The following is a 16,434-nucleotide window of genomic DNA, read 5'->3' on the forward strand; positions in this document are numbered from 1 at the left end:
TAGAGGCGTGGGTGAGTGGGCTCGCCCGGCGGGCGGTTATGGGCGCGTTGCCGGGGCGGCCAGGCGGTGGGGGCGTCGGTGCTGCAGAGGCGTGGGTGGGCGACCTCCGCCCACCGTGGGGGAGTGGGCGCCATCCGCGTGGGTGAGTTCCGCCCACCGTGGGGGACTGGGCGCCACCCGCGTGGGTGAGCTCCGCCCGCGGTGGGGGAGTGGGCGCCATCGCGTGGTGTGTGGGCACCCGTGTGGGTGAGTGGGTCCACCTGCATCGCAGATCGGCGGGCGGCGGGCGTTCGCCTGGCCCGCTGGTCACCGCTGGGCCATTCGGGCGAGGCCCGGGCGGACGGTTACGGGCGCGTTCCCGGGGCGTCCAGGTGGTGGGGTGCGGCAACGCAGGCGACGCCCGGACTTCGCGTGGAGTTTACGAAACGACACCGTTGCGTATCGGAATATCTTGCGATACGGTGTCGTTGCGAAACTCAGACGTATCGAAATTAAGGACGCTTCGATGGACGCGAACACGGGACATCCACGCCGATGGGCGATCCTCGGCGTGCTGGTGTTCAGCCTGCTGGCGGTCGTACTCGACAACACGATCCTCAACGTGGCGATGAAGACCATCGCCGACCCGGTGGCCGGATTGGGCGCGACGCAGAGCGAGCTGGAATGGGCGATCAACTCCTACACGCTGGTGTTCGCCGGATTGTTGTTCACCTTCGGGGTGATCGGTGACCGGACAGGCCGCAAGCGCATGTTGTTCATCGGCATGATGCTGTTCGGCCTGGCCTCGCTAGCCAGCGCCTACGCGCAGGATCCCTTGCAGCTGATCCTGGCCAGGGCGGCGATGGGCATCGGCGGGGCGGCGATCATGCCGGCGACCCTGGCCATCATCTCCAACGTCTTCCCGCCCAGTGAGCGCGGCAGGGCGATCGGCATCTGGGCCAGCGGTGTGGGACTCGCGGTGGCGATCGGCCCGATCACGGGCGGCCTGCTGATCGAGAACTTCTGGTGGGGCTCCGTCTTCCTGATCAACGTGCCGATCGTGATCATCGGGTTGTTCCTCATCGCCAACATCGTGCCCGAGTCGATGGACCCGAAGCCGTCCAAGCTCGACCCGGTCGGCGTGGTGCTGTCGATCATCGGCCTCGTGGCCCTCGTGTTCGGCATCATCCGCGGCGGCTTCCTGGGCACCGTGGCGAGCGCCGAGGTGATCGTGCCCACGCTGATCGGCGTGGCCGTGCTGGGCGTGTTCGTGTGGTGGGAGCGGCGGATCGACCACCCGGTCTTCGACGTGCGTAACTTCGCCAACGTCAAGTTCAGCTCGGCCATCGCCATGATGGGCATCGTGTTCTTCGCGATGATGGGCGGGATGTTCTTCCTGACCTTCTACCTGCAGGCCGTGATGGGTTTCACGCCGCTGCAGGCAGGGGCGCTGATGATCCCGTTCGCCGCCGCGCAGCTCATCTTCGCGCCGCTCAGCCAGCGGGTGAACGAACGGTTCGGAGCCAAGCTGTCGGCCACGGTCAGCATGATCGTGGTGACGGCGGCGCTGGCCAGCTACGCGCTCATGGACCAGCACACGTCGATCGTGCTCATCGAGGTCGTCTTCTTCGTCCAGGGCGCCGCGATGGCCAACATCATGCCGCCCGCCACCACCGCCATCATGGAGTCGCTGCCCCGGGAGAAGGCCGGTGTCGGCTCGGCCATGAGCAACACCGTCCGCCAGGTCGCCGGCGCGCTCGGCGTGGCCGTGCTCGGCTCGGTGTTGTCGTCCAGCTACCGTGGCGAGATGGCGCCCGCGCTGGCCGCGCTGCCCGCCGACGTGCAGCACTCCGCCGGTGAGTCCATCATGGCCACGCTGGGGGTCGCCGAAGGGCTCGGCATGCAGGGTCAGGCACTGATCCAGCCCGCGTTCACCGCCTTCGTCGACGGCATGCACGTCACGGCCCTGGTGTCGGCGTCGATCGCGCTGCTCGGCGTCGTGGTGGTGGCCAGGTGGATGCCGGGCAAGCCGCGCCCCGCGCACAATGCGGAAACGGTGAAGGCACCCGCCGCCGTCTGACATCGTCCCCCGTCTGATCGGACGGGGGACTCCAGCCGATCCCAGGCCAAAGAGGAGGAACCAGTGGCAAGATCGAGAGGTCGACATACCGCGCCGTCCCACGGTCCCTCCCCTGCCCAGGAGACGGCGAAGGCACGTTGTGGATGTACGGTGAGACCGCGATGACGATCCAGGAAACAGGGGCCGCCCGTCCGGCCGGGCGCCCGCGAAGCGAGAAGGCCGAGAAGGCGATCATTGACGCCACCCTCGATTTGCTCAGCGAGGGCATGGGCATCTCCGACCTGTCCATCGAGGCGATCGCATCGAAGGCAGGGGTCGGCAAGACGACCATCTACCGGCGCTGGTCCAACAAGGAGGACCTGGTCGTCGACGCGCTCTCCACGCTCAAGGCACCGCTGCCGCCGCTGGCGGGCACGTCCGTGCGGGACGATCTGATCAGCCTGCTCGACGCGATGCGGCAGGAGGCGGGCAACCAGCGCAACCGGTGCGTGATGAACATCGCGATGAGCGAGGCCGATCGTTATCCGCAGTTGCTGGAACGCTTCGTCAAGCGTGCGGTCGAGCCCCGCCGGCAGGCGCTGCGCGACGTGATCGAGCGCGGCATCGCCTCCGGAGAGCTCAGGGCCGACCTCGACGTCGGCATGGGCGTGGCCATCCTCTCCGGCGCCATGTTGTGGCACAGCAAGTGGGGTCCCGCCGGGGATCTTCCTGCCGATCTGGCCGAACGCGTCGTGGACGCGGCCCTGGCGGGCATCGCCCCATAACGGAGAGACCCTACGCCCCCGGCCGCGCGCCGGCAGCGGGGAGCGCCTGCTCCTGTCCGGCAGGCGACCACTCCACATCGGACATGCGGGTGATCGACACGCAGACGGCGCCCAAGACCACCAGCAGGATGACCGGGCCGCCGAGCGCCAGGACGAAGTTCCAGTCCTGCGCACCGACGATCCAGACGACGATGCCCACGAGCACGGGAGACCCACCGGCCTGACCTTTCCACCCCTGAGGCTGGTCAGGCCCTCTGGGCCCGATCCCGCGCGGACACCGGATGAGGATGCCGCTATGGGCCTGGGCAGGACGTGAGCATCGTTCTAGTCTCGCGGTCATGGGCCCTATGCGGAGGATCGCGGCGGTCGTCGCGCTCGCGTCAGGTCTGCTGTTATCCGCAGGTGTCGCCTTCGCGCATGAGGAGCGGGAGGTGAGCTTCCCCGACGGCACCGGTACGGTGCCGCGGCTGCGGACGGGGGAGCCGGATGTGCTCGTCTGCAAGTCCGACAAGGCTGACTTCGAGCGGCGAATCGCGAAATTTCCGGTGGCGCTCCAGGAGCGCAACCGCGACCTTTTCGCGAAATGTCAGGAAAATGGGGTGAGACACCTCCAGGAGGCCGTAGATCAGGTCGACCGCCCGGGAATGACCATCGCCATCCTCCCCGGCCTCTACCGCGAGGAACCCAGCCACGCCGCGCCCACCGGCGACTGCGCCAGGCTGCCCGCCCGCTGGGCGCACCACGGGGGATACCAGATCCTCAGCTTCGAACAGCAGCGGCAATGCCCGCACAACCAGAACCTCGTCGCCGTCCTCGGTAAGAAGGACCTGCAGATCGAGGGCACCGGCGCCGGCCCGCTGGATGTCGTCATCGACGCCGAATACCGCAAGCTGAACGCCATCCGAGCCGACCGCGCCGACGGCGTCTACTTCAAGAACTTCACCGCGCAGCGCACCACGTTCAACTCCCTCTACGTGCTCGAAACCGATGGTTTCGTCATCGACCAGGTCCTCACCCGCTGGAACGACGAGTACGGCTTCCTCACCTTCGCCAGCGACCACGGCCTCTACACCGACTGCGAGTCGTACGGCAACGGCGACGGCGGCCTGTATCCGGGCAGCGCCTCCGACATCAACGACGGCCGCGGCCACGACGTGCCCCGCTACGCCATCGAGATCCGCCGCTGCAAGAGCCATGACAACGCGCTCGGCTACTCCGGCACCGCGGGCGACTCGGTGTGGGTGCACGACAACGAGTTCTACGGCAACATGGTCGGCGCCACGATGGACAGCCTCTGGCCCTCCCACCCCGGCCTGCCCCAGAACCACGCCAGGTTCGAGAACAACAAGATCTACGACAACAACCGCGACTACTACGGCCACCTGCGGAACGGCACCTGCTCCAAGCCCCCGGCCCAGCGCGGTTACGAGCAGGGTGTCGTCTGCCCTCAGGTCGGGGTCCCGTCGGGTACGGGCGTCCTGGTCGCGGGCGGCAACTACAACGTCTTCGCGGGCAACCGGATCTGGGGTCACCAGCGGGCGGCGTTCCAGCTGTTCGGCGTGCCCGCGTTCATCAGGGGCGAGACCGACCTGGCCAAGCAGGCCGACACCTCCGACTTCAACCGGTACGAGCGCAACGTCTTCGGTGTCACGCCGGCGGGGGAGCGGCGGCCGAACGGGCTGGACGTGTGGTGGGACGGGCAGGGCACCGGCAACTGCTGGCAGGGTGACACGGGCACGTCCTCGCCCGCCGTGCTGCCGGTGTGCGCGGACCGGGCGCCCGAGCTGGCGGGTGGGACGAACCGGCTCCTGGCCGAGCCCGTGAAGCTGATCAAGCTGTACATGTGCGCCGACTTCAGCGCCTCGGAGGCCCGCCTGCCCGCCGGGTGCGACTGGTTCGGCGCGTCCGGACTGGGCAAGGTGGAGGCTCTCCTGGCGCTGGCCGGCTCGGTGGTGCTGGGCCTGCTGGCGGGGCTCTTCTGGTGGCGCTCCCGCCGCGACATCCGCTTCCCCGGCGCGGGCCCCACCTCGCCCTCGGTGCTGATACGTCGCAGGCACCGGCTGATCGTGGCGGGCACCGTCGTCGGGGCCGCCGGGATGGTCCTCGACGTCGTGGCGGCGGCCGTGGACAGCCCGGCGCAGGCCGGGGTGGCGTTGCTGCTCATGGCGGCGTGGTGGTTGTGCCTGGGGGCGGCGCTGCGGGCCCGGCGGCCGGTGTTCGGCTGGTTCACGGTCGTGGTGGGCGTGCTGTCCGTGGCGGACGCCTTCGACCGGCTGGTGTACCTGATCCCGTTCGTCCCGCTGGGGCCCGGATGGGTGCGTGGGCTGCTCACCGGGCTCTGGGTGGTGTGCGCGGTCCTGGTGCTCGTACCCCGGGAGAGCCGCAACGCGGAAGAGACCACCGCCGAGGCGGCTCCCTCCTCGACGGGTTAGGCCGAGGTCCGGCGGCCGAACAGCGCCGCCGCGACCGGCACGCTCACCACCACCACCACACCCGCGAGCCAGACCGCCACCACCACGCCGGACGACCCCACGGGCTCCCCCCCAGCAGCAGCGCCCGCAACGTCGGACATCGCCAGCACGTACGCCGCCACCAGCGCCGTCACCAGGGCCCAGCCGACCGGCGAGGCGCTCGGGCGGAAACCGAGGGCGATGGCCGCGACCAGGGCGAAAGCGCAGGCCGCCACGTTGCGGACCACGGAGGCGACGACGTGTACCGCGGGGACCACCCAGCCGCCGATCGGCAGGGTGCGGAAGCGGTCGATCATGCCTCCGGTCAGGTCGCCGGCCATGCTCACGGCCGTCAGCGCGGCCCCGTATCCGCCGGACACGAGCAGCACGGCGGCACCACGAAGTCGATGTAGGCCGGCCCGCTGGAGCCCGGTGATCGCGCCGCCGAAGACGTACACGAACAACTCCATGATGATGACGGGCAGCGCGATGTTCACGATGAGGCTGTCGAGGACGCGCAGCTCGCGGCGCAGGTCGCGGACGACGAGGCGGCGCAGATCGCCCGCGGCGGTCAGCACCCCGCTCATACCCGGCTCTGTCGGCCGCGATGCGCTCGGGCGCCATGCGCGGCGCGGAGCGCTGGGTGGACGACGGCGACTTCGTGTTCGGGCTCGAGCTGCTGCTCGACGGCATCGAGGCGTTGATCAGGCGGCGGGCTCTAAAGGGCGATGTCAGCGGGGAGTAGCTGCTCGGTCAGCAGCCGCCGCACCCGGTCCGGCCTCGTCGACGCCCACGGCCGCAAGAGCTCCCATCCGTGGAAATATCCGAATATGTACGGGGTCATGGGCGACGGCTTGAGCAACCCCAGCGCGAGCGCCACCTCGCCGTCGCTGTAGAGCGACCACCGCGCCAGGTAGGCCGCCAGATCGGCGTCCGTACGTCCCTCGGCCGCCAGGAACGCCACGTTCCCCCACACGCCCCACAACACGTTCTTGGCGTGGTGGATCGCCGCCAGGTCACCGACCCCGCCGGGCTTGATGCCGGCGTCGGGGAAGACGTGCCGGCTCAGCCACACCTGCGCCTCGTCCCCGGGAAACAGGATCTCCTCGGCCAGCAGCCCGAGCCCCTCGCTGAGCACGAACGACGGCGACACCATGAACCGCACCCGCTGATCCTCCTGCCCCGCGAGATGGATCTCCTTCAGCATCGACTCCGCGATGTGCCCGGGATGGCCCTCGTGGGCGACCAGATAGAGCAGGTCGGCCAGGTTGAACGGGATCGCCTTGTTGATGTGGATCGTCGACCTCAGCCCGCCCTCGTAGTCACCGGCCCCATGGAACGACACTCCATCGACGAGCCTGCAGCCCACGACCTCGCCGTCCGGCAGCGGGACGATGGCGTTCGTCCGCGCCCGCGTCTCGTCCACCGCCTTGGCCACCATATCGGGCAGCCGCTCGATCGGCTCCAGCGTGTGCGCCGCCTGCCACGCCCGGAGCCGCTCCGCCGGCGACCCCGGGCCCTTCGGCAGAGCGGCGTCCAGCTCCGCGTGCGCCGCCTCGAACACCTCCTCCGGCAGCCGCCGCGGCTCCAGGCCCAGGCACTGCCGCGCGTACTCGGCCAGGGGCAGCCGCTCGCCGTCGAGGTAGCGGGCCACGGCGCGCATCGCGCGTACCTGCCCTGCCAGATAGGCGGAGGGCGCGGCGGCCAGCAGCCGCTCGGCCTCGCCGGCCGGCGCCCCGGGCGAGGGCGGCGGCTCGCTCGCCGCCTGCGTGCTCCACTGCTCGGGGCCGCGGTAAATGAGCAGGCCGCCGCCCGCCAGCCGGTTGATCCGCAACGCCAGCATCGCGTAGTCGCGCTGCCAATCGCTCATCGATCCTCCTTCGTCGTGGGGCCGTCTAAGCTAGCTGTACGGTTTTCCGTACAGTGCACGGAAAGGCTCGGAGATGCCGGAGTCCATCTGGTTCCGCGACGACGCGCGCCCGCGCAGGCCGCGGCTGTCGCGCGAGCGCATCGTCGAAGCCGCCGTCGCGTTGCTCGACGCCGAGGGCGTGCGCGGCTTCTCCATGCGAGCCCTGGCCGCCCGACTCAAGGCCGGGACGATGTCGCTGTACGAGTACGTCAAGAGCAAGGAAGACGTGCTCGACCTGGCCCTGGACGAGGTCTTCGGCGAGATCGAGCCCGAGGAGCACCCCACGTGGCGTGCCACGGTCGTCCACTGGCTCGCCCAGAGCAGGGACGTCATGCGCCGCCACCCCTGGGTGCCGGAGCTCACCGCCACCCGCCCGCTGCTCGGCCCGAACGCGCTGGCCCGCTCCCAGCTCTTCTACGCCACGCTCGCCGGCGCCGGGCTGAGCGGCCCCGCCCTCGTCTCCGCCGTCGGGGCCCTGTCCTTCTACGTGAACGGGTACGCGGCCGCCGAGAACACCTGGTGGGCCACCGTCCGCACGCCGGGCGCGGACGCCGAGATCCGCGAGCGGGCCGTCCGCCACCTCGACGAGCAGGCTCCGGAGTTGTCCAGGCACGCGGACGTGGGCGACGGCGACTTCGACCGGAACTTCCTCCTCGGCCTGGACATCATCCTCGACGGCATCGAGGCCAGGCTCGAACCGTAGCCGGTCATCCGGGTACCACCGGGCTGAGGAGCGCGGGGTAGCTTGGCCACGGGGCAGGCGGCGAGGGGACGGAAGCGATGGCCACGACTCCGGCAGACGCGGCGGCGCTGCTGGCCGCGGCGCGGGCGGGTGACCGCGACGCGTTCGGACGCCTCGTCGGGCCGCTGCGGGAGGAGCTGCGCGCGCACTGCTATCGCCTGCTGGGATCCGTCCACGACGCCGACGACGCCGTGCAGGACACGCTGGACCGGGCCTGGCGCTCTCTGGCGCGGTTCGAGGACCGCGGGACGCTCAGATCGTGGCTGTACAAGATCGCGACCAACCGGGCGCTGACGTTGATCGAGCGGCGGGGCCGGCGCGAGCTGCCCACCGACCTGAGCCCCGAGGCGGCGCCGGTGGCCGAGGTGGCGTGGCTGGAGCCGTACCCGGACCGGCTGATGGGCTGGACGGCGGAGCTGGGCCCCGAGGCCCGCGCGGTGGCGAAGGAGAGCGTGGAGCTGGCGTTCGTCGCGGCGCTGCAGCACCTGTCGGCCAGGCAGCGGGCCGCGCTGCTGCTGCGCGACGTGCTCGGCTACGCCGCTGCCGAGGCCGCCGACCAGCTCGACACCACGGTTGCCGCGGTCAACAGCGCCCTGCAACGCGCCCGCAAGGTCCTCGCCGAGCTGCTGCCCGAGCCGAGCCAGCGGCAGGCGCTCGACATGCTGGGCGAGCCCGGGCAGCGGGACCTGGCCCGCCGGTACGCCGCCGCCTGGGAGGCCGGCGACGTCGACGCCATCGTGGCCATGCTGACCGAGGACGCGAAGTACTCGATGCCGCCGCTGACCACCTGGTACCAGGGCCACGACGGCATCCGCGGCTTCCTGGCCGAGGGGCCGCTGACCAGCCGCTGGCGTTTCCTGCCCGCGCGGGCGAACGGGCAGCTGGCGTTCGGGACGTACCTGTGGGACGAGCAGCGGGCCGCGTACGTCCCGGCGGGCCTGGACCTGGTCGTCGTCCGCGGCACCAGGATCGCCGAGGTCGTCTCGTTCCTGGAGGCCGATTTCGCGGACTTCGACCTTCCGCCGCAATTGCCGCGATGAGTTTCCGGCCCGGCCCGGTTTGTAGTCCTGACGACCAACCGACCGGAAGGACTCCAACCCATGACCACCGACGAAGAGCGCATCCGCGAGCTGATCGAAGGCTGGGCCGCGGCGGTGCACGCCGGCGACCTCGAGCGCGTCGTCGCCGATCACGCCGATGACATCGTGATGTACGACGTGCCGCCGCCCTACGAGGGCGTGCGCGGCATCGACGCGTACCGCAAGACGTGGCCCGGCTTCTTCCAGTGGCAGGCGCAGGGCGCGTCGTTCGAGATCGAGACCTTGGACGTCATGGCCGGCTCCGACGTCGCCTTCGCCCACGCGCTGCTGCGCTGCGGCACCCCCGGGGAGCTGGCGGCGAACCCCGCATACCGGCTGCGACTGACGCTCGGCCTGCGCAAGGAGGACGGCCGCTGGGTCGTCGCCCACGAGCACCACTCCTTCCCGCTCGGGGACGAGAGCGCGGCCGAGGAGGAGGTACGCCGGGTGCACGAGCGCTGGTACGCCGGCACCGCCGCCAAGGACCTGGACGGCATGATGGCCGCCATCGCCGACGATGTCGTCTCCTACGAGCACGAGACGCCCCTGGAGTACGCCGGCGTCGACGAGGTGCGCGAGGTCTGCGCCCGCGGCCTCGACGCCGCCGGTGACGCCGGCGTCAGCCTGGACGTGCCCGACCTGAGGATCCTGGTACGCGAGGATCTCGCGGTGGCGTGGGGACTCAATCGCGTCCGCGTCACGGGCGAGGACGGGCAGGTGTCCGAGACCTGGTCGCGGGGCACGCGGGTGTTCCAGCGGCGGGACGGCGCCTGGATGATGGTCCACCAGCACTTGTCGTTCCCGCTGGACCAGGCCACGGGCGCGGCCAGGACCGACCTGCGCCCGCCGTCACGGTAGGGCGCGCGGCCGTCTTCACAGGAGCGACGCGGGCAGCCCGAACAGCGGGAAGTGCTCGCGGCCGATGAACGAGGTGATCTCGCTGATCCGTTCGCCGCGCAGCGTCAGCACGTTGATCGACCAGGCCACGTGGGCGCCGGCCGCGTCGTCCCACAGGTAGCAGGCGACGGCCGGCTGGCCGTTGGCGTGCGCCGGGAGGTGCCGCCAGGAGCCGCACGAGGTCAGCGGCACCCGTGTCGCGAAGTCGGTGACGGCGGCCAGGCCGCGGTACCAGTGCGGCATCGGTGGCATCGACCAGGTCACATCCTCGGTGAGCAGCGCGACCAGGGCGCGGGCGTCGCCGCGTTCCAGCGCGGCGGCGTACCCGGCGACGATCTCGCGCACCCGCGAGTCCCCGATGGCCCGCAGCGTCTGCTGCTGGGAGGGTGAGGGGACCCGCTCGGCGACGATCCTGCGGGCCCGCGCCAGAGCGCTGTTGACCGACGTGGTGGTGGTGGTCATCATGGCGGCGATCTCGGCCACGGAGAAGCCCAGCACCTCGAACAGCAGCAGCGCCGCCCGCTGATTGCCCGGCAGGTGCTGCAGGGCCGCGACGAACGCCAGTTCGACGGCCTCCCGCTGCTCGTATCGCGCGGCCGGGCCCGTGTCCGGGTACGGTCCCAGCCAGTCCACGTCCGTCCGCGGGACGTTGTCGACCACGGCACGATCGTCGGCCGGGCCGAGATCCACCGGCAGGGCGCGCCTGCCGCGCGTCTCGACGAGATCCAGGCAGGTGCGGGTGGCCACCGTGTACAACCACGAGCGCAGCGAGGAACGCCCCTCAAAGCGCGCCAGCCCCCGCCAGGCCCGCACCAGGGCGTCCTGCAGCGCGTCGTCGGCGTCGTGGGCGGAGCCGAGCATGCGGTAGCAGTGCGCGTGGAGTTCGCCGCGCAGCGGGGCGATGAGGCGGGCGAAGGCGGCATCGTCCCCCTCGCGCGCCCGGCCCAGGTCGCGATCCTCCGCTGTCGGATCCGCGGTCGGCTGGGAAGTTTCGCTCATAGGTTCTGATTCTGCCCCAAGCCGGCCGTACGGGGAGCGGTCTCGGGTGGCGGCCTGCTGTCAGGCCTGGTCGCGGACGGTGGCGAGCATGGTGTCCAAGTGCTGCTGGGACGTCTGGAGGCGCTCGATCGTCTCGGTGATGCGCTGCCGCTCTCGCCGCAAATGCGTGATCATCCCCGGGCACGCCATCGGCACCATCCGCCCGCCCTCGTCGTCGTGGACGCAGTCCAGCAGCCTGCCGATGACCGCGGTGGGCAGCCCGGCGGCCAGCAGGGTACGGATGTGGCGGACGGCGGCGACGTCCGACTCGCGGTACTCGCGATAGCCGTTGGGCAGCCGCACCGGCCGCAACAGCCCCTGCTCCTCGTAGTACCGCAGCAACCGCCTGCTCACCCCGGTCTCGTGGGCCAGGTCACCGATCCGCATGTGCTCCTCGCTCCGGGCTTGACCTTCACATGGATGTGACGCCTTAGCGTCCCCATGTCTGCCTGCCATTGCCAACAAAGGGAAGGAGCCGATGATGCCAGGAGCGGTGATGATCGGGGCGGGTCCGGGGATCGGCCGGTCGGTCGCTCGCCGGTTCGGACGTGAGGGCCTGCCGGTGGCCCTCGTCTCACGCACGGGCGACACCTTGGGACTCGACGGACGCCACGGGGTGCGGGCGTACCGAGCCGACTGCGCCGACGAGACGGCCCTGCGGGCCGCTCTCGACGCATCGGCCGCCGACCTGGGCACGCCGGACGTCGTGGTCTACAACGCCGCGATCATCCGGCCCGATTCGCCCGGCGAGGCGACCGTACGCGCCCACCTGGACGCGTGGGCGGTCAACGTGGTCGGCGCGCTCATCGCGGCCGCCCATGTCGCGCCCGCGATGGCGCGGCGCGGCGGCGGCACGTTCATCATCACCGGTGGCATGCCCGAGCCCAAACGCCAGTACACCAGCCTGTCCCTGGGCAAGAGCGGCGTGCGGACACTGGTCGCCCTGCTCGACCAGGAGTACGGTCCGGCCGGTGTCCACGTGGCCACCGTCACCGTGGCGGGACCCGTCGCCCCGGGCACCGCCTTCGACCCGGACGACATCGCCGAGCACTACTGGCGCCTGCACACCCAGACCCGCGACTGCTGGGAGCAGGAGATCCTCCACGACGGCCTCCACGACCGGTGACCTGAGGCAGCCGGATCAGCGTGCCCGGGTCAGGGTTGGCCGAGGGGCCATCCTCACCCGGGCAGGGGTGCCCGGGTCAGGGTTGGCCGAGGGGCCATCCTCACCCGGGCAGGGGTGCCCGGGTCAGGGGCTGCTGGGGGCCCCAGGTCAGGGTGCGAGTGTCAGGGTGCGGGTGTCAGGGTGAAGGCGGAGGTCGCGGCGACCCTGCCGTTGACGATCACGTCGAGCTCCCTGGGCCCGGGCGGCTCGTCGCGGGTGGTCACCGGCCGGAAGGAATGGCTCCTGCGCAGGGTGAACCGCGCCCCGGCTCCGCCCGCCTCACGCTGGCCGAGATGGAACACGCGACGCGAGCCCGGCCGCCGGATCGCATACTTGAGCAGCAGCGGCCCCGGCCCGTCAGCCGTGACCGTGACCGAGAAGCCCAGCTTCTCGCCGACGGCCACCACGTCCGACTCCAAGGCCAGCACGTCCACCGCACCGCTGCCCGGAGTGGCGCCCACCAGCGCGAGCGCTTCGGGATGCCCGGCCCGCAGCAGGCCGCGCGCCGCGTGCCGCAGCACCTTCTCCACGTGCGACCCGCCGCCGGCGCGCCAGCGGGCCAGCAGTTCCACGGCCACGTCCGGATGGTCCTTGGCCAGGTCGTTGACGTGGTTGGCGACCGAGCGGCGGACGTATTCGCTCGGGTCGTCGTGTAACCGGTCCAGCAGGGGCAACGTCGGCCCGGGGGTCATCAGCCAGTCCACCCTCGTGGCCCACGGCAGGCGCGGCCGCGATCCCTCCGACGCCAGCCGGCGCAGATGCTCGTCCGGCGACTCCGCCCAGCCATACATGATCTTCAGCGCGTCGTCGCGGTAGACCTGCAGGAAGGGCCGGACCGCGAACTCGCCCGACGAGTACGGAGTCAGCGTCGCGAGCGTCTCCATCGCCGCGTCCAGATGATCCAGCCCCTGCAGGGCCGTGTGGTCGGTGGCGGGCCAGCTGCTCCACATGTCCAGGACCGCCCGCGAGGCGCTCTCGCGCACGATCTCGGCGGCCTGCGGATAGGGCAGCGGCAGCGCGTTGGCCAGTGCCGCGGCGACGTGCCTGACCCGGTCCTTCAACTCCAGGCCGCCGAGCCCGTCCAGGGCCCGCCCCACGAACCGGTCCCGGGGGAAGGGCGCCCAGGCGGCGGCCAGCCCGTCGGCCAGCACCGACACCGACCGGATGTTGATCATGTCTTTCAGCGGTTGAGCCACGGCGTCACTGTGCCAGCCGCCACCGACAATTCCCGCCGCCTGCCGACGGTCGCCGCTACGCCTCCGTGCCCGGCCCCGCTACGCCTCCGTGCCCGGCCCCGCTACGCCTCCGTGCCCGGCCCCGCTACGCCTCCGTGCCCGGCCCCGCGTCCGGCAGTTGCTCGAAGTATGCCTTCATCGACGGGTAGTAGTCGTCGAAGTCCGGCTTGGGGGAGCCGTCGCGGGAGGCCACGAGCATGTCGAGGTAATACTCCCACCCGGGCCCGATCTCGCCGAGCCCTTCCTCGTCGGCCAGGTGCTGGACGAATCGCAGCTCCGTCGTGCCGTCCCGCTCGGACAACAGCAGCTCCAGATGCCACGACCCGGCCTCGTCCACGGCGGACACCTCAAGTCGCCGCGGCGGCTCGCACGCCTCGATGCGAATCTCCTGCCAGGGTTGCTCCTCCTCGTGCACCATCTGGACCTTGATCGTCCGGCCGGCCCCGGCCTGGCCCTCCCAGGGGCCGAACCAGCGGGCCGTGCGCTCCGGCTCGGTGATGCTGGCCCACACGTCCTCGGCGGGCGCGCGGAAGGTGCGGGTGAGGACGAGATCGCTGCCGGACTCCGTGCGGAACAGCCGGCCGGTGGGGAAACGATTCATGCCGTGTCTTCCTTTCTAGCGTCTGCGGCGCCGCCCGTGCGGCGTTCGCGGCGTGTGCGGTAGACCTCGGTTTCCAGGGCGTCGAGGCGGTGCTCCCATCCGGAGGGCCTGACGAACTGGGCCAGCCACGTGACGAGCTCGGTGAACCGCTCGGGATCGAGCGTGTAGAAACGCTGCCTGCCCACCAGCTCCGCGCGGACCAGCCCGCTCTCTCTGAGCACGCGCAAGTGGCGGCTCACGGCGGGGCGGCTGATCGGGAATCGCTCGGCGAGCTCGCCGGCCGACAGCCGGCCGTCCCGGAGCAGCACCAGGATCTGCCGCCGCACCGGGTCCGCGATCGCCCCTGCCACCTCGTCCACACAGAAAGCGTAACCTACTGGTTACGCGTTTGCCAAGACCTCTCGCACCTGTTGGAAGCGGGAGAGATGTGCTCAGCGTCGGGCGGCGGACGCGTCGAGCAGGCTCCTGATGGAGGTCGCGGGGCGCTCGCCGAGCGGCCGCGTCGGCACCGCGGGCTCGGTCAGCGGAGCCCCGGGATGCGGCGTCGATCGGCGCACGATCCGGCCGATCTGCTCCTCGCTGAGCCCTTGGCCCGCGTAGCCCGGCCGCGGTCATGGGCGGCCAGAAGCCGCCGTCGGCGTCGATCGCGGTCGCGGTCGCCGCCCAGCCTTCCGGCCCGTCCGACAGTTCAGCCGGTGGTGGTCTCGCGCCAGCGGTTGGTGATGGGGAGGCGGCGGTCCCTGCCGAAGTTCTTCGGCGTGATCTTGGGGCCCGGCGGGTACTGGCGGCGCTTGTACTCCGCCAGGTCCACCAGCCGGATCACCCGCGCCACCAGCTCGGGATCGTGACCGGCCGCGATGAGCTCCTGCGAGCCCATGTCCTTCTCCACGTAGTCGTCCAGCAGCCGGTCCAGCACCTCGTACGGCGGCAGCGAGTCCGTGTCGCGCTGGTCGGGGCGCAGCTCCGCGCTCGGCTCCTTGGCGATCGAGTTCTCCGGGATCGGGCGTTCGGCCGGCAGCAGGAACTGCGGGTCGGAGTGCGCGTTACGCCAGCGGGACAGCTCCCACACCATGGTCTTCGGCACGTCCTTGATCGGGGCGAAGCCGCCGGCCGAGTCGCCGTAGAGGGTGGAGTAGCCGGTCGCCAGCTCGCTCTTGTTCCCGGTCGTCAGCACCAGGTGGCCGTGCTGGTTGGACAGGCCCATGAGGATCATGCCGCGTACCCTGGCCTGCAGGTTCTCGGCGGCCAGGCCGGACAGCTCGATCTCCTTCTCGAAGGCGTCGACGACGTTGGCGATGGGGACCATCTGCGCGTTGACCCCCTGCCTGCGCACCAGCTCCTCGGCGTCGGTCACCGAGTGCTCGGAGGAGTAGCGCGACGGCATCAGCACCACGTGGACCCGTGACGGGCCGATCGCGTCGGAGGCGATGGTGGCGGTCAACGCCGAGTCGATCCCGCCCGACAGCGCCAGGATGATCGACTGGAAGCCGTTCTTGCGCACGTAGTCCCTGACCGCCAGCACCAGCGCCGAGTAGACCTCCGCGTGCAGGTCCAGCCGCTCGGCGATGCGGGACGGCTCGGCCGGGTAGGGCGCGACGGGCTCCTCCGACAACACCAGGCGCTCGACCGTGATCGTGGAGCCGTCGTACGCGTCGTACGGGTACGTGCCCGGCTCCGCGTCCGATACCGGCAGGTCGTCCAGGTCCACGACCAGCAGCTCCTCCCGGAACTGGCCCGCCCGCGCCACCAGCTCGCCCGAGCCGTCCACCACGATCGAGTCGCCGTCGAAGACCAGCTCGTCCTGCCCGCCGACCTGGTTCACGTAGACGAGGGCGCACCCGGCCTCGCGAGCGCGGCGCTCGCACAGCTCCAGGCGTACGTCGTCCTTCTCCTTCTCGTACGGCGAGGCGTTCGGCACGACCAGCAGCCCGGCCCCCGCCTGCCCCACGACCGACACGGGGCCGCCCTCCTGCCAGAGGTCCTCGCAGACGGCGATCGCCACGTCGACCCCGTGCAGCCGGAAGATCGGCAGCCGGTCGCCGCGCACGAAGTAGCGGTACTCGTCGAACACGCCGTAGTTCGGCAGGTGGTGCTTGGCCGTACGCGTGACCACCTCGCCCTTGTAGAGCAGCGCGGCGGCGTCCAGCGGGGCGCCCTTCGGCTGCCCGACCCGGGGCGCCAGGCCGGCCCGGTCGACGTAGCCGGCCACCACGGGGACGTCGCCCAGGCCCTCCCTCTCCAGTCTGCGCGCCACCTCCTCCAGAGACCTGATGCTGGCGTCCACGAAGGACGTGCGCAGCACCAGGTCCTCCACGGGGTATCCGGTGAGGAACATCTCGGTGAAGACGACCAGGTGCGCCCCGCGTTCGGCGGCGTCTCGCGTCCACGCGATCAGCCGGTCCGCGTTGGCGGCCAGGTCGCCGACAGTGGGGTTCGTCTGTGCCAGGGCAATGCGCAGTTGGGCCACGCGCCCAGCCTAATATGCCCCGATTCTT

General features: G+C 71.0%; 17 protein-coding genes. 8 read left to right on the forward strand and 9 right to left on the reverse strand.

The window, feature by feature from the left end:
• Nucleotides 1-505: 505 nt before the first annotated feature.
• Together EDD27_RS07895 and EDD27_RS07900 are read left to right on the forward strand one after the other, a co-directional pair.
• A complete protein-coding gene (locus EDD27_RS07895) occupies nt 506-2,059 on the forward strand; it encodes an MFS transporter (RefSeq protein WP_127931781.1) in 1,554 nt (517 codons plus the stop codon).
• 161 nt (nt 2,060-2,220) lie between these two features.
• Nucleotides 2,221-2,823 (forward strand): TetR/AcrR family transcriptional regulator, encoded by a 603-nt coding sequence (locus EDD27_RS07900; protein ID WP_127931782.1) that lies wholly within the window; start codon nt 2,221-2,223, stop codon nt 2,821-2,823.
• Between the two features lie 10 nt (nt 2,824-2,833).
• Here EDD27_RS07900 and EDD27_RS07905 read toward each other — a convergent pair whose 3' ends face one another.
• Nucleotides 2,834-3,028, reverse strand: coding sequence for a hypothetical protein (locus tag EDD27_RS07905; protein WP_127931783.1), 195 nt, complete (start codon nt 3,026-3,028; stop codon nt 2,834-2,836).
• Nucleotides 3,029-3,161: 133 nt separating this feature from the next.
• Between EDD27_RS07905 and EDD27_RS07910 the strand changes: the two genes are divergently transcribed.
• Complete coding sequence (locus tag EDD27_RS07910; protein ID WP_127931784.1) at nt 3,162-5,255, forward strand: right-handed parallel beta-helix repeat-containing protein; 2,094 nt, start codon at nt 3,162-3,164, stop codon at nt 5,253-5,255.
• Here the strand turns inward: EDD27_RS07910 and EDD27_RS07915 are convergent.
• Nucleotides 5,252-5,860 carry an ABC transporter permease gene (locus tag EDD27_RS07915; RefSeq protein ID WP_127931785.1) on the reverse strand — a complete coding sequence of 203 codons (609 nt, stop codon included), beginning with the start codon at nt 5,858-5,860 and terminating at the stop codon, nt 5,252-5,254. The genes EDD27_RS07910 and EDD27_RS07915 overlap by 4 nt on opposite strands.
• Before the next feature lie 35 nt (nt 5,861-5,895).
• On the opposite strand from EDD27_RS07915, the gene EDD27_RS57660 reads away from it, so the two are divergent.
• Complete coding sequence (locus EDD27_RS57660; protein WP_277750698.1) at nt 5,896-6,018, forward strand: hypothetical protein; 123 nt, start codon at nt 5,896-5,898, stop codon at nt 6,016-6,018.
• On the opposite strand, the gene EDD27_RS07925 is transcribed toward EDD27_RS57660, so the two are convergent.
• A complete protein-coding gene (locus tag EDD27_RS07925) occupies nt 5,992-7,143 on the reverse strand; it encodes a hypothetical protein (RefSeq protein WP_127931786.1) in 1,152 nt (383 codons plus the stop codon). The genes EDD27_RS57660 and EDD27_RS07925 overlap by 27 nt on opposite strands.
• Before the next feature lie 73 nt (nt 7,144-7,216).
• On the opposite strand from EDD27_RS07925, the gene EDD27_RS07930 reads away from it, so the two are divergent.
• The 3 genes from EDD27_RS07930 (at nt 7,217) to EDD27_RS07940 (ending at nt 9,861) form a co-directional block, all read left to right on the forward strand.
• Entirely contained in the window at nt 7,217-7,885 is a 669-nt protein-coding gene (locus tag EDD27_RS07930; protein ID WP_127931787.1) for a TetR/AcrR family transcriptional regulator, read from the forward strand.
• A gap of 77 nt (nt 7,886-7,962) precedes the next feature.
• Nucleotides 7,963-8,964 (forward strand): sigma-70 family RNA polymerase sigma factor, encoded by a 1,002-nt coding sequence (locus EDD27_RS07935; RefSeq protein ID WP_127931788.1) that lies wholly within the window; start codon nt 7,963-7,965, stop codon nt 8,962-8,964.
• A gap of 60 nt (nt 8,965-9,024) precedes the next feature.
• On the forward strand, nt 9,025-9,861 hold the full coding sequence (locus EDD27_RS07940; RefSeq protein WP_127931789.1) for a YybH family protein: 837 nt from the start codon (nt 9,025-9,027) through the stop codon (nt 9,859-9,861).
• A 15-nt stretch (nt 9,862-9,876) separates the two neighbouring features.
• Here the strand turns inward: EDD27_RS07940 and EDD27_RS07945 are convergent, their stop codons facing one another.
• Both EDD27_RS07945 and EDD27_RS07950 read right to left on the reverse strand, forming a co-directional pair.
• Entirely contained in the window at nt 9,877-10,899 is a 1,023-nt protein-coding gene (locus EDD27_RS07945; RefSeq protein ID WP_127931790.1) for a sigma-70 family RNA polymerase sigma factor, read from the reverse strand.
• Nucleotides 10,900-10,959: 60 nt separating this feature from the next.
• The gene (locus EDD27_RS07950; protein WP_127931791.1) at nt 10,960-11,325 is read right to left on the reverse strand and encodes a MerR family transcriptional regulator; all 366 of its coding nucleotides are present in this window, start codon (nt 11,323-11,325) and stop codon (nt 10,960-10,962) included.
• A gap of 91 nt (nt 11,326-11,416) precedes the next feature.
• Here EDD27_RS07950 and EDD27_RS07955 point away from each other — a divergent pair, with 91 nt between their 5' ends.
• Nucleotides 11,417-12,064 (forward strand): SDR family NAD(P)-dependent oxidoreductase, encoded by a 648-nt coding sequence (locus EDD27_RS07955; RefSeq protein WP_241563910.1) that lies wholly within the window; start codon nt 11,417-11,419, stop codon nt 12,062-12,064.
• Between the two features lie 161 nt (nt 12,065-12,225).
• Here the strand turns inward: EDD27_RS07955 and EDD27_RS07960 are convergent, their stop codons facing one another.
• From EDD27_RS07960 to EDD27_RS07975, 4 genes are all read right to left on the reverse strand, one after another.
• Entirely contained in the window at nt 12,226-13,299 is a 1,074-nt protein-coding gene (locus EDD27_RS07960) for a DNA alkylation repair protein (RefSeq protein WP_127931792.1), read from the reverse strand.
• A 124-nt stretch (nt 13,300-13,423) separates the two neighbouring features.
• Nucleotides 13,424-13,939, reverse strand: a complete 516-nt coding sequence (locus tag EDD27_RS07965; protein ID WP_127931793.1) for an SRPBCC family protein — start codon at nt 13,937-13,939, stop codon at nt 13,424-13,426.
• Nucleotides 13,936-14,298, reverse strand: coding sequence for a metalloregulator ArsR/SmtB family transcription factor (locus tag EDD27_RS07970; protein WP_127931794.1), 363 nt, complete (start codon nt 14,296-14,298; stop codon nt 13,936-13,938). Before EDD27_RS07970 ends, EDD27_RS07965 begins: the two co-directional genes overlap by 4 nt.
• Nucleotides 14,299-14,627: 329 nt before the next feature.
• Entirely contained in the window at nt 14,628-16,406 is a 1,779-nt protein-coding gene (locus tag EDD27_RS07975) for an NAD+ synthase (protein ID WP_127931795.1), read from the reverse strand.
• Nucleotides 16,407-16,434 lie beyond the last annotated feature (28 nt).

This window comes from Nonomuraea polychroma (assembly GCF_004011505.1).
Lineage (GTDB): Bacteria > Actinomycetota > Actinomycetes > Streptosporangiales > Streptosporangiaceae > Nonomuraea > Nonomuraea polychroma.

What these genes read in the sequence shown, in the direction of transcription:
- EDD27_RS07940 (WP_127931789.1), top strand. Translation starts at nt 9,025, where the DNA reads ATGACCACCGACGAAGAGCGCATCCGCGAGCTGATCGAAGGCTGGGCC.
- EDD27_RS07925 (WP_127931786.1), bottom strand. Translation starts at nt 7,143, where the DNA reads ATGAGCGATTGGCAGCGCGACTACGCGATGCTGGCGTTGCGGATCAAC.
- EDD27_RS07965 (WP_127931793.1), bottom strand. Translation starts at nt 13,939, where the DNA reads ATGAATCGTTTCCCCACCGGCCGGCTGTTCCGCACGGAGTCCGGCAGC.
- EDD27_RS57660 (WP_277750698.1), top strand. Translation starts at nt 5,896, where the DNA reads ATGCGCGGCGCGGAGCGCTGGGTGGACGACGGCGACTTCGTGTTCGGG.
- EDD27_RS07900 (WP_127931782.1), top strand. Translation starts at nt 2,221, where the DNA reads ATGACGATCCAGGAAACAGGGGCCGCCCGTCCGGCCGGGCGCCCGCGA.
- EDD27_RS07910 (WP_127931784.1), top strand. Translation starts at nt 3,162, where the DNA reads ATGGGCCCTATGCGGAGGATCGCGGCGGTCGTCGCGCTCGCGTCAGGT.
- EDD27_RS07915 (WP_127931785.1), bottom strand. Translation starts at nt 5,860, where the DNA reads ATGAGCGGGGTGCTGACCGCCGCGGGCGATCTGCGCCGCCTCGTCGTC.
- EDD27_RS07930 (WP_127931787.1), top strand. Translation starts at nt 7,217, where the DNA reads ATGCCGGAGTCCATCTGGTTCCGCGACGACGCGCGCCCGCGCAGGCCG.
- EDD27_RS07935 (WP_127931788.1), top strand. Translation starts at nt 7,963, where the DNA reads ATGGCCACGACTCCGGCAGACGCGGCGGCGCTGCTGGCCGCGGCGCGG.
- EDD27_RS07950 (WP_127931791.1), bottom strand. Translation starts at nt 11,325, where the DNA reads ATGCGGATCGGTGACCTGGCCCACGAGACCGGGGTGAGCAGGCGGTTG.
- EDD27_RS07955 (WP_241563910.1), top strand. Translation starts at nt 11,417, where the DNA reads ATGATGCCAGGAGCGGTGATGATCGGGGCGGGTCCGGGGATCGGCCGG.
- EDD27_RS07895 (WP_127931781.1), top strand. Translation starts at nt 506, where the DNA reads ATGGACGCGAACACGGGACATCCACGCCGATGGGCGATCCTCGGCGTG.
- EDD27_RS07945 (WP_127931790.1), bottom strand. Translation starts at nt 10,899, where the DNA reads ATGAGCGAAACTTCCCAGCCGACCGCGGATCCGACAGCGGAGGATCGC.